At 31.3% G+C, this 12,958-nt stretch carries 11 protein-coding genes; 2 read left to right on the top strand and 9 right to left on the bottom strand.

What is annotated here, in order from left to right; genetic code table 11:
• Nucleotides 1–829: 829 nt before the first annotated feature.
• From CLHOM_RS07560 to CLHOM_RS07590, 7 genes are all read right to left on the bottom strand, one after another.
• Nucleotides 830–2,173, bottom strand: coding sequence for an amino acid permease (locus tag CLHOM_RS07560; RefSeq protein ID WP_052221094.1), 1,344 nt, complete (start codon nucleotides 2,171–2,173; stop codon nucleotides 830–832).
• A gap of 163 nt (nucleotides 2,174–2,336) precedes the next feature.
• Complete coding sequence (locus CLHOM_RS07565; protein ID WP_052221095.1) at nucleotides 2,337–2,879, bottom strand: carbonic anhydrase; 543 nt, start codon at nucleotides 2,877–2,879, stop codon at nucleotides 2,337–2,339.
• Between the two features lie 141 nt (nucleotides 2,880–3,020).
• Entirely contained in the window at nucleotides 3,021–3,872 is an 852-nt protein-coding gene (locus CLHOM_RS07570) for an NAD-dependent epimerase/dehydratase family protein (protein ID WP_052221096.1), read from the bottom strand.
• 25 nt (nucleotides 3,873–3,897) lie between these two features.
• Nucleotides 3,898–4,347, bottom strand: coding sequence for a flavodoxin family protein (locus CLHOM_RS07575; protein ID WP_052221097.1), 450 nt, complete (start codon nucleotides 4,345–4,347; stop codon nucleotides 3,898–3,900).
• Between the two features lie 12 nt (nucleotides 4,348–4,359).
• The gene (locus CLHOM_RS07580; RefSeq protein WP_052221098.1) at nucleotides 4,360–4,890 is read right to left on the bottom strand and encodes an O-acetyl-ADP-ribose deacetylase; all 531 of its coding nucleotides are present in this window, start codon (nucleotides 4,888–4,890) and stop codon (nucleotides 4,360–4,362) included.
• Between the two features lie 311 nt (nucleotides 4,891–5,201).
• Nucleotides 5,202–6,503 (bottom strand): M18 family aminopeptidase, encoded by a 1,302-nt coding sequence (locus tag CLHOM_RS07585; protein ID WP_052221099.1) that lies wholly within the window; start codon nucleotides 6,501–6,503, stop codon nucleotides 5,202–5,204.
• A 364-nt stretch (nucleotides 6,504–6,867) separates the two neighbouring features.
• Nucleotides 6,868–8,280 (bottom strand): hypothetical protein, encoded by a 1,413-nt coding sequence (locus CLHOM_RS07590; protein WP_052221100.1) that lies wholly within the window; start codon nucleotides 8,278–8,280, stop codon nucleotides 6,868–6,870.
• 262 nt (nucleotides 8,281–8,542) lie between these two features.
• Here CLHOM_RS07590 and CLHOM_RS07595 point away from each other — a divergent pair, with 262 nt between their 5' ends.
• On the top strand, nucleotides 8,543–9,724 hold the full coding sequence (locus tag CLHOM_RS07595) for a cation diffusion facilitator family transporter (protein ID WP_052221101.1): 1,182 nt from the start codon (nucleotides 8,543–8,545) through the stop codon (nucleotides 9,722–9,724).
• An 84-nt stretch (nucleotides 9,725–9,808) separates the two neighbouring features.
• On the top strand, nucleotides 9,809–10,909 hold the full coding sequence (locus tag CLHOM_RS07600; RefSeq protein WP_052221102.1) for a PRK06851 family protein: 1,101 nt from the start codon (nucleotides 9,809–9,811) through the stop codon (nucleotides 10,907–10,909).
• A gap of 137 nt (nucleotides 10,910–11,046) precedes the next feature.
• Here the strand turns inward: CLHOM_RS07600 and CLHOM_RS07605 are convergent, their stop codons facing one another.
• Nucleotides 11,047–12,429 carry an MATE family efflux transporter gene (locus CLHOM_RS07605; protein ID WP_052221103.1) on the bottom strand — a complete coding sequence of 461 codons (1,383 nt, stop codon included), beginning with the start codon at nucleotides 12,427–12,429 and terminating at the stop codon, nucleotides 11,047–11,049.
• Between the two features lie 12 nt (nucleotides 12,430–12,441).
• Nucleotides 12,442–12,915 carry a MarR family winged helix-turn-helix transcriptional regulator gene (locus CLHOM_RS07610; protein WP_074782911.1) on the bottom strand — a complete coding sequence of 158 codons (474 nt, stop codon included), beginning with the start codon at nucleotides 12,913–12,915 and terminating at the stop codon, nucleotides 12,442–12,444.
• Between the last annotated feature and the right edge of the window lie 43 nt (nucleotides 12,916–12,958).

Raw genomic sequence — 12,958 nt, forward strand, 5'->3', positions numbered from 1 at the left:
ATATTCCATCAATGCCTTTAGCCTTCTTCCTATTCATTTCTTTGTGAATAGTACTTAAATTATCTTCATTGATATAAATCGCAAGATTTTGAACTTTACCATCTAACCTAGACTTTTCTATATTATATTGTATTCCAAGTAGCTCGTTAACCATGTTCTTCAGCTCTCCTGTCTGCATAATTCCAAGCTTACTTGAAGCTATGTTGTGCTAACCCCTTCCCTCCACCTGCTTTCGCAGGTTTCTGCAGTACTACGAGTTAGTCGGACTTCCTATAACACTTTTGCTCATCTTACTCGTTTCCTTGCTTGATTTTGCATACTGATTTTTTTTCAGATATCATAGGACCTCAGCTGTTCTATTAATATACTTATCATCAAACTCGCCAAGCCCTCAGACCCCGGAAGAGTTCTATAAATCTCACCCTAACGAATTATAGAATGTTGTCTGCGACCAATCAAAGGGCATCGACCTCTTCATTTAGATAATAATTTCGTGGCTCTATAGCTTCACTTTCGTTTCGGCTCGTTTGCTCCCTGTCCTACGCTTAAACCTAGTGTTACCACTTCGGCTCCAAGGAACTAGGTACAGGCTACTGGTTAGGTATTACCTGATGGGATTTTCCCACTATATATTAATAACTTACTAATGAAATAGAATTTCTTCCATTTCAAGAGGAAGCTTCACGCTTTCGCGTGTTGCTTCGCAGCTCGCACTTAATTACAATTATACCATAATAACCTACAAAATTTACTAAGTAATATAATAAACTAATTTCCAAGATCTTTTGATAAAAGAAATATTAAATAGTAAAAATTTCAGAGGGAATTTTTATTCCCTCTGAACCTTAAAGCTTTTTTTATATACTATTACGTATATTGAAGAGTAGAAAATCACTAAGAATAACCCTGCTAATAACCCTGCTCCTTGGCCCTCAATAAAAGGCATAGAAGCAATAATTACGATTACAGCTATACTTGAAATCCATGAAGTATATGGATATCCTGGGAATCTGCATTTTCCTTTAGGTGGACATCCATGATTTTTTCTAAACCTATTGTGAGTAATTAAAATAATAAAATATGTAAATAATAGCGAAAAACCACCTGAGCTAACAAGAAAAATATATACCTGTTTTGGGAGCAAAAAACCTAATCCAAGGCCAATGAGCATAGATATACCTGAAAATATAATCCCTTTATAGGGTATTTCTCCAGTATCCTTTAGTATTCTAGGTGCGTGCCCTTCCTCCGCTAATGAACGCAACATTCTTCCAAGACCAAACATTGCCGCTAACATAGTAGATAATATGGCAATAACTAGAATAATATTCATTACTCTTGCGGCCCAACTTATACCTCTAGATTCTAATGCCAAAACAAAGGGACTAGCATCTCCTGTTAGTTTGTTAGTATTAATTAAGGGTAACAATACTGCTATTGCAATAGAATATAAACCAACCAATCCAACAACAGTATAAGTAATAGCCTTTGGTATAGTTACATGAGGATTCTCTGCTTCAGAAGCCGCAAGACCAATAACTTCAAAGCCTGCATAAGTAAACATTACAATAAGTGCACTTCCTAAAACACCAGAAATACCACTTGGAACCAATGCCTCTCTTTGTATTTCTCCTAACCCAGTTGATGGAATATTAGGAAGTATCCCTATAATTATTGCTATAGCTATAACTATAAATCCTGCAATAGCTAATAACTTTATAGCTGAAAGACTGCTTTCAAGTTTACTTAGCTTTTCTGCTCCTAAAAGATTAAGTACAGTTATAAGAACAATTATTCCACTGCCTAATATTGGAATAGGTATATTCCCAAACCAAATCCTTAAGAACACCGAAACCGCAGTTGCTTCGCTTGACATTGCTAAAATAAGCCCAGTCCAGTAAACCCACCCTACAACAAACCCAACTCCAGGCCCAAAAGCCCTCTCAGCAAAAGTTCTAAAAGATCCAGGTGCTGGGTCTGCTACTGTCATTTCTGATAATGCGTATAGTATAAAGTATACTAGAATTCCTACAAGTAGGTATACTAATATAATTGAAGGCCCTGCTGCCTTAATACCAATAGATGATCCTAAAAAAAATGAACCTCCTATAACTGTTCCCAATGCCATCATCGAAAGATGCAGCGGAGATAAGCCTCCTTTTTTGTTTTCCATATTATTACCTCCATTATTGTAAATATATTTCGGAACTTTTGTATAACATTACTACTGATATTTTGCCCATTTTTATAATTAATACAGATAATAATTTGAAAACAAAAAAAACACCTAAAGTGGCTTTGAGTATATTTATGCAGACTATACATCCCTAATACAATTAGTCTTCATTTACAAGATATAACTTATTATCATCAATATTGTAATATAATGGAGCAACTAAAATATTAGGATATCTTAGCCTCAATCTTTTTGCTTCACTCAATACGAAATCTATTTCGTTTCCTATCTCAAACATTGGAGAGAAGTTCATAAAATGTTCCTCAGCCCATTGTCTGTCCCATCCAGCTACATCCACTAATCCATTAATAAAATTTTTCTTTTTTGACATTAAATTAACCATTCCGCAATTGTTGTGAGCAATTAACGCAATGGTCTTTACTCCACCAATTGCAATTGCATAAGACACTTTAAATTCACTATATCTTAAATTTCCCCCTCCACTTCTAAGTATAAAGGCAAAGTTATCTGGAATTCTAAGACTTTTTCTATTGTCCATGCACATTCCTATTAGTATCTCTGCCTTTGCGAAGGTATCATGTGGATAATCTAGGTTATGGTATTTTAGCAAAGCCTCTATAGGTGTCCCCTTATATTTTTCAAAAATATCTTCTTCCTTTGTTACTTTTACTAATCTTTTCATATTTCCTCCTTAAATTAATTAAAATCTCGCCATTCTGCTTATGCATAATTATACTACATCTTCAATTTAATTTACATGTTTTTATAATAATTATTGTGTTTTAATATAAGGCTTTGTTTTAACTTGAAACATAGCCTTATACTAGATTAGTTTTTTAGTTTCTTCAAATACATTTTTAAACCTAAAACCCATTTCTCTAGCTTTTTTATTTTCTAAGGTGAATTTGTAAAAACCATTAAATGCTCCAGCCTTTTCACTGTTGTCTTCTGCTGAAATCCACTTTTTATTGTATTTTTCTTCACATAATTTAATGATTTCTTTAATCTTTATAGTTCCATTACAACATGCATTTATAGGGCCTTGGAAATCTTTAGTACTTATCCAATGTAAAAATTCTCCAGCCTCTTGTGAGCTAATAAAGCTCATAGTACTATCTAGATTGTCTACATAAAATGCTTCTCCCTTACAAATATTATCTGAATATGAAATTAGCCTATTAGTATAATCCTCCTCTCCAATTACAACAGGAAATCTCACTGCTACTACTTGAAAAGGTGCCTCCTGAAAAAATACTGCCTCTGCTAATCTCTTTCCTTCTCCATAATCAAAATCATCTCTTTTTCCATATTTAATTTTATAACCATAAGGATCAAAATTCTCTTCCTTCAAATTTAATCCCGCATCATACACAGATAGAGTAGATGTAAAAATATACTTATTCACATTATCATTAAAAACATTGCAAGCGTATTTTGCTGCATTGGGACTGTAACATATATTATCGTAAATGACATCATAGCTTTTATCTCTAAAAGCTTCCATTAAAGCATTTTCATCATCTCTATCCACTATTACTCTTTTAACTTTATCACTAAAGTTATCCTTTGTAATTCCTCTTGTTGCAATTGTTACATCATGTCCATTGTCAATAAGTGCTTTCACTAGTTTTTTGCCAAAAAATCTTGTTCCCCCAAAAACTAAAACCTTTTTCATGTTAATTTTCCCCTTCCATGGCGATTTATCCTACAATCATTGCCTTAGCAAAGTCTTTAGCCTTTTGAAAATCATCTTCATTTGGTCTACCCTTTGCAATTCCTCCAATTAATTTGAATGGTCCAAAAGTATCAAAGCCCTTACATGCAAAGTGACCAAGAACTTTAAAGCCTTTTTCCTCTAATTTATCTTTAATAGAATTATTATAATCCTCTTTCCCTTGACCGCTAGTAGAAAAAATAAAGGCCTTTTTATTAGATAAAGCTGGGATATTTTCAATTAATTCAATTATACCTTTGTGGAATTTACCATAGAATATCCCTGAACCAAAACCTATTAAATCATAATCCTTCAAAGTATCCACATTAATTTCATTAAATTTAACTATGTCAGCATTTAAAATTTCTGCCATTGTCTTTCCTATTTTTTCAGTATTTCCATGATGTACGGATGCATATATTATTAAAGTTTTCAAATCAATTCCCTCCTAAATCATTTTTGAATATAAGCTGTAATTTTCTTCATCAAAACAAACAAATATTACTTTTTCAATGCTTTTATTTTCAAGCATAAATTTCTTTACTGTATTTACTGCTATTTCAGCAGCTCTTTCTTTTGGAAATCTATATACTCCAGTACTTATATTAGGAAAAGCTATTGTTTTTATATTATTTTCTTCAGCTAATCTTAAAGAATTAATATAACAGTTGGATAATAGTTTATCCTCATCATTATTTCCACCATGCCAAATAGGTCCAACTGTATGTATTACGTATCTGGCTTTTAACAAGCCTCCTGTTGTAATAACAGCTTCTCCTGTTTCACATCCACCTTGTCTATTTCTTATTATCATGCATTCTTCAAGAATTTGCCTTCCACCAACTTTATGTATGGCCCCATCTACACCACCACCTCCAAGCAAGCTATTATTTGCAGCATTTACAATGGCATTTACTTCTAATTTTGTAATATCCCCTTTAATAATACTTATTCTATTTCCTTTTAATTCTAAATCCATTTATTCAATTCTCCTTTACTTTTTCTGCATACATCATAATCTGCTAAGTTTGCACCACCCTTTAGGTTAAATTCAATTTTCTATTTCCAACTTAAAGTTCCTTATTTATTTATCTTTTGCCATCTTAGTATGAACTTCATATTACAATTATACCATATTATAGTAGTAAAATGTGATAACCCAAAGTCTTCTGTATTAAAGAAAAAAGAAGAACATCCAAAAATATCCTTCTTCTATAAAAAACTTATATGCAATATTTCATATATTGTATATGTTTTAAATACGAACTCAATAATCTCTTAAAATATAGTCTATAAATTATAAAACTCCTCAAACACCTTTGCTGCATAATAGTGATCCATTACTCCACAAAGCTCTCTTACAGAATGCATTGCAAGCATGGGAGTTCCTATATCTACTGAGCGAATATTTATATGAGTTGAGGATATTGGCCCTATAGTAGAACCTCCTCTTTCATCTGAGCGATTTACGAATTTTTGCACTGGCACCTGTGCCCTTTCACATAGAGCTTTAAATACAGAGCTAGAATCACTGTCTGAAGTATAACTTTGATTAGCTGCAAGCTTTATTACAGGTCCCTTATTTATTAGAGGCTTATTGGTTGGATCGCTCTTTTCTCCTTTGTTTGGATGAACTGCATGAGCTGCATCAGCTGAAATAATGAAAGATTTTGACAGAGCTCTAAAATAATCTTCTCTATCTCCCTCTAAAGCTAAAACTATTCTCTCTAGAACATTTGTAAGCATAGGTGAATCAGCTCCTTGCTTTGTAGAGCTTCCCACTTCTTCATTATCAAAGCATACTAACACATTTGTAGCCTTTGATGCTTGTGATTTTATAAGTGCCTTAATTCCTCCGTGAACTGCCTCCAGGTCATCTAATCTTCCTGATGAAATAAACTCCTTTTCTAGTCCTATAATACTTCCCTTTTCATATTCATAAAGAAATAAATCAAAGTCTAGTATCTCTTTATAATCTATATTTAGTTCCTTTGAAAGAATTCTTACAAGGAAATTATCCTTTTCAAATTGCTCATTTATAAGTCCAGCCATTGGAAGCATATCTACTTGTTTATTTAATGCTATTCCATCATTTACTCCTCGGTTCATGTGTATAGCTAGGCTCGGTATTATCATTATTGGTTTATTTATGTTCACAAGCTTTGACTCCGGAAATAATGGATTATCTCCTTTTAAAATTACCCTTCCTGCAATGGCAAGAGGTCTATCTAACCAAGTATTAAGGATTGGACCTCCATATACTTCTGTATTTAATTTAATATATGTATTTTCTGAAACCATCTCTGGATTTGGCTTTATTCTAAAGCTTGGTGAATCTGTATGAGTTCCTATTATCTTAAATCCATTTTCATGTATTTTACCTTTTCCAACTACAAAAGCAATTAAAGCAGAGTCATTTTTAGTCATAAAATATTTTAAACCTTTCTCAAGCTTCCACTGTTCTTCTTCCTTAATTTCTTTAAATCCTTCCCTTTTTAATACTTCCTTTAAACTATTTACAGCATGAAAAGCTGTAGGGCTATTATATATAAATTCTATTAATTCCTCAGCAAGTTTTATTTCCTTTGACATAAGACACCTCCGTAATTTTAGAAAAATGCGACGCATTTTAAAATTGACAATGCACAATGGACAATTGACAATGAAGGATGTTTTGCTAAGGCAAAACTAGATTTTATATTGCAGCAAAGCTGCAATTATTAAAATTGGTAATTAAGCTTTGCTTAATTACTTCCTTCATTGTCCATTGTCAATTCTCAATTGTCAATTGTCAATTTAGAAGAATTTTACGTCGTAAAATTCTTCTATTCTAATTTAAACTTAAAGAAATAGTAATATAATAAGTATACCAAAAATAAAGTATTTTATCACTTTAAAAAAGTGTACAATAATTTGTACACTTTTAAAAGTTTTATTAATTTGTGTTAGTTTAATCTTACATTCCTGGTTGTACAGATGAACTTGCAATTAATAATTGCATAATATCTATTGAATTTTGTTCATTAACTTCTGGCATAGGAGCTAATTTTATTTCTTTATTAATATTTGATAGTTTAGAGTCAAAGTTTAATGTGAAAGTATATTTTGAACTAGCAGCCTTAGTATTTGCTGCATTTTGTTTTTGATTTTCTGCTGCATTTAAAGCATTTAACTTAGCTGAATCAACTGTAACTTTTAAGCTTCCTTTTTGATAAGAAATATACCCTTCTTTATTAACTCCACATTCTAATGTCATGTCCAATCTTAATGAATCTCCTAGCTGACCAAGAGCTTTTGTTATTTCTCCAATTCCTTCTTCAAAGTCCTTATCAGTCATTTCTTGTCCTTTTATTGTAGGATCAAGCTTCATACTATCATTAATATAGTTTTTAATAACTTTTTTCATTGAATAATCTTTTAGAGCATCATTAACTATGCCTAGCAATTTTTCATTATTCAGATCAATTTTATATAACTTTGAGACTTCTTGAGCTGTTTCTTTATCTAAAGTAGCTAAATCTCCTCTTGAAACTAAATCATATTTTCCATCAGCAATTTTAATAAAATCATTAAAACTTGCAGTGAACTTCTTATTAAATACTTCTGCTGACTTCATTATGTCCCCAAAACCTGCCATTTGTGCACCATTTGCACCTGAAGCTTTAAGTATGGTTTCCATATCATAAACTAGGTATTGTTTGTCCTTAAACTCTGCAGGCAAGAACATTTTTATACTATTTGGAATTTCAATAATATATTTCATTTTTGGAGTTGCTCCAGTAATGTCCATGTCTATCCACATTTTTGCTTCTACTGGCATGTTCATCACACTTATGTCTATTGTTCCTTCAATTTGTATCTTCTTATTTTCGTCACTGGTTTTCATTTTTGAATCCATACCAAAACTTAAAGTATTTATTATTGGTAGGATTTGGGCCATCGCCATTTGCTCTTCCTCTGATAAATTTTCAGCTAATAAACTAGTGTTTAATCCAAACTTTTGTTCCATTGAAGTTATACTTTGATTTTTTGCGGAAGCATTTAATAGTTCATCGATTGGTGAAATACCCTTATCAATATTTTTATCTACGTATAGATTTAATAAATAAATATATGCTGAAGTATATCTTAAATCAGAAATACCGCTTATCATTTTTCTAGCTGCTTTTATATCTGCTTCTGTAGGATTTTCTTTAATCTTATTAAGTAAATCATAAGACTGTTGTTTTAAATCCTTTTGGCTGACTACTGCATTAATGACTTGTACCTTATCATTTGTTGCAGCTAATGCTTTTACAGGTAAAAAACCGGTTCCACCTACAGTAAGTCCTGCTGCTAAAACCATTGAAATAATCTTTTTCTTTTTCATTTATATACTCCCCTCTATTTTTATTAACATTCTATCACCCAATTTTTAAGGCTTATTCTATAATTTACCTCATATAATGATTTTTTGCAAGTTGCAAATATCTCACTAAAAGCTATTAATATTGCTTATACTATTCTATATCGTATGTAATTAGGTCTTAATGAATATTTTAAAGTATTTTTATTTTAAAATTCCCTGTAAAAATGTTATTATATAAATACTGTAATTGTATTAGGTAAATTTTTTATTACGGAGGAAAAATATGTTCTCTCAATTTTTAATAAAACAATTTATAAAAAATCATGAAAACGTAGAAGATAGTAAAGTCAGGGATTCCTATGGATATCTAGGAGGAATTGTTGGTATAACTGTAAATATAATTTTATTTATTGTAAAATTATCTGTTGGATTAATAGTAAAAAGTATTGCCGTTACCGCTGATGCCTTTAACAATCTTTCAGATGCCTTCTCATCAATAATTACTATTGCTGGATTTAAACTGGCTTCAAAACCCGCGGATGCTGAGCATCCTTTTGGCCATGGAAGAATTGAGTATATCTCTGGGCTTATAGTTTCATTTATGGTTATTATTGTTGGTCTTCAGTTTATTAAGTCATCTTACAATAGAATTGTAAATCCTGAAATAATAAACTTCGAATTAATTCCCTTTGTTTTAATATTAATATCAATCTTTGCAAAGATATGGCTTAGCAGATTTAATAAATTCATAGGTGTAAAAATAAATTCTTCAGCACTTCAGGCTTCTTCTTTAGATGCTTTAGGTGATGTTATAACTTCTAGTACAGTAGCACTTTCTCTATTGCTTTCAAATTGGATTATATTCCCCATTGATGGTTATATTGGAGTTCTTGTTTCCTTATTTATTTTGTATTCCGGTTTCAATTTAATTAAAGAAACTATAAACCCTCTCCTAGGAGAAGCTCCAGATCCTGAGTTAGTTGAAGAGATACAAAAGGAAGTGCTAAAATATAATATTATCACAGGAGTTCATGACTTAGTAATTCATAATTATGGTCCTGGAAGACGTATGGCTTCCCTTCATGCAGAGGTTCCTTATAACCTATCTATTATGAAAATTCACGATGTAATAGATAAAGCTGAAAAAGAAATTTCTCAAAAATTAAATATTTTTTTAGTTATTCATATGGATCCAGTAAACATAGATGATGATGAAATTAATAAAGCTAAAGAAGAAGTAGCTGACATATTAAAAAATTTCCCCGAAGTTAAATCTTATCATGATTTTAGAATCGTTGGAGAGGGTGAAGATAAGAGCTTGCTTTTCGATGTAGTTATTGATAAAGCTAACCCACTTAACTCATCTGAAGCTAGAACCAACTTCATTAATAAAACTAAGAGTGAAATTAAAAAAATTCATCCTAACTATAATGTTATTATAACTATTGATATTGACTTTTCATAATTTTTATAAAATCCCATTAAAGAAAGTATTAATCTCCTATTTATTAATATAAATATATTGATATAAAATTAGGAGTGTGATTTTATGAAAGGCAATTTCGTGCACTTATTTCCTGCCGGAAATACTTCTAAGGGTTTTTATTCCTTTTACAGGTATATTCTCCCTCAAGAAACAGCAAGAAGAATAATATGCCTGAAAGGTGGACCAGGTACAGGTAAATCTTCTCTAATGAAAAAAGTTGCTCAATATTTTAATGAAAAAGGTTATGATATTGAATATCATCATTGTTCCTCAGATAATAATTCCTTAGATGGAATACTAATTAAGGATCTAAATGTAGCTCTACTTGATGGAACAGCCCCCCATGTAGTAGACCCAATAAACCCTGGAGCTGTTGATGAAATATTAAATTTAGGTAACTGTTGGAATGAGCAAGGTTTCAGGGATTACAGGAATACAATTATATCTATAAATAAACAAGTTGGAAAAACCTTCAAAAGGGCTTATCGATATATTGGGGCAGCAAAAGCTATTCATGATGATTGGAGTTCTTTCAATTCAGAGGTAATTAATACATCAAAGTTAAATGCTTTTAAAGAGGATTTAAAAAATGAGATTTTTGCAGGCATGAATGTTTCAAATACTGGAATTGACAGGCACTTATTTGCTACTGCTTTTACTCCTAATGGTATCATAACATATATTGATAGTTTAATTGAGAATTATAAAAGAATTTATGTTATAAACGGAGAACCAGGTACTGGAAAGACAAATCTCTTATCCTTCATATTTGACGAATCCATTAAAAGAGGATTGTGTGTAGAAGTATATCATGACCCTCTAATACCAGAAAGGATTGAACATTTACTAATTCCTTCATTAAATATTGCTTTTGTAACCTCTAATGAAATAAACAAGAGAAATTTTGTTGGAAATCAAATTCACATGGAAGAATTTATCAATAAAAGATTACTCGATAAGCCACTTGCTGATATAGACGAAGATAAAGAAAATTTCTATCTTCTATTAAATAAGGCGCTGAGTATAATTAGTGAAGCAAAAGTTCTTCATGATGAATTAGAGAAATGCTATATTCCAAATATGGATTTTGATAAGACTGATGAAAAGTATACTGAAATTATTAATAAGTTTTTAAAGTACGAAAAAGAATATAGAAGGAGATAATATAAGAATTTTACGACGTAAAATTTTTAGTGACCAGTAACCAATTCCCAGTAACCAGTGTTATTAATCCTACTGGCAACTGGTTACTGGTTACTGGTTACCTAAGAAAAATGCGTCGCATTTTTCTTTTATACAGCTTACACTTCCACTACCGCTTCAACTTTTTCTGATATTTCCTGTTTTTCTTTATCTAGTAGTTTAAGTCCCTTATATAAACATACGGCAGTTATTGCAAAGGATATTGTATCAGAAACCGGTGCTGCTAGCCATACTCCATTTATCTTTAAAATATTTGGAAGAATTAAGAGCAATGGTATTAATATTATTACCTGTCTTAGCATTGATAATAACATAGAAATCTTTGCTTTACCTATGGCTTGAAAATAATTTGATCCTACAATTTGGAAACCAATCAATGGTAAAGCAAATAAGAACTTTCTTATTCCGTTTACACCTATAAATAAGAGTTCTTCACTCTCCTTATTGAAAGCTCTAATTAGCACTTCTGGGAATACTTCTACAGCTATAAAACCTATAAACCCAAATCCCATGGCAACTATAATTGCTGACTTCAAGGTTTCCTTTACCCTATCATATTTTTTAGCTCCATAGTTAAATCCAATTATCGGCTGAGCAGCTTGGTTTACCGCTACCATACACATGACTAAAAGCATTGCAATACTATTTATTACACCCATTGCTCCTACAGCTAGGTCTCCACCATAGGTCATTAGTTGTTTATTAAATATTATATTAATAACACTTCCAACAATCTGCATTGCAAAAGGTGACATGCCTATAGCTAAAATTCCTTTTAAAATATCAAATTCTATTTTAAAATTTTCTCTTTTTAATTTCAGTACGCTTCTTTTTCCTCTAAAATGTGATAATACCCAAACTGTGTTCACAAATTGAGAAAATACAGTTGCTATAGCTGCCCCCTGAACTCCCATATGAAATACAAATATAAATATAGGATCAAGTATGATATTTAAAATAGCTCCTATTAGCATTGTAACCATTGCAGTTACGGCATTTCCTTCAGAACGAATAAGATTATTCATTCCAAAGCTTAAGTTTTGGAAAATAGTTCCTAGCAATACTATTGAAAGATAATCATTAGCATAAGCTATAGTATTTTCGCTAGCTCCAAAGGATTTAAGTATTGGACCTTTTATAACAAAGCATAGTAAGCTAACTAAAATTGCACTGATACATAACAGTACAAAAGTATTTCCAAGGATTTTCTCCGCTTTATTTTTATCCTTTTTACCAAGGTTTATTGATATAAGTACTCCTCCACCCATTCCTATAAGCATAGCAAAACCTGCTGTTATTAACATGATAGGGAAAGTAACGCTTAATCCTGCAAGAGCTAAAGCATCAACACCTCTTCCTATGTAAATTCTATCAACGATATTGTAAAATGCATTGACTAGAGTACCCACTAAAGCAGGTATCAAAAACTTTATTAATAATTTTGTAATTTTCTCTTGTCCTAATTCTTTAGATTTATCCATCTTACCACCCCTTTATAATTTAACTTTAACACTAATATTATTTTCAGCCTGTTTACCCTTAATATGGCTGCAAGCATTAGCACACATCTTTTGCAACAAGTTTATACTCATTTGCATTTCTTCCTCGGATAATCCTTTAGAAATAATACTATTCCATTGACAAAGAATTTTATATATCTTCGGCTCAACTTCTCGAGCCTTCTCAGTAAGAAATACCTTGTTTGTTCTTTTATCTTTTAAATCTTTCTCCCTTTTAACATAACCTTCTTCTTCAAGTTTACCTATAGCCCTAGCAGTAGTTCCCTTATCAATATTTAGATTATCAGCTATCTCTTCTTGACTTATACCATCTTTTTTATACAGATTAATTAAAAAAGTAAACTGTCCACTACCAAGGTTATACTCTTTAAGTTCTTTATTAATGTAGCTTTGACCGTATCTATACATAATTGATACCCATTTTCCTATGGATTCATGTTTTTTCATCACTAGCCTTTCCTTTCAAAAAAATAATTGCAGACGCAACTAT

The organism is Clostridium homopropionicum DSM 5847, assembly GCF_001263795.1.
Taxonomy (GTDB): domain Bacteria; phylum Bacillota; class Clostridia; order Clostridiales; family Clostridiaceae; genus Clostridium_H; species Clostridium_H homopropionicum.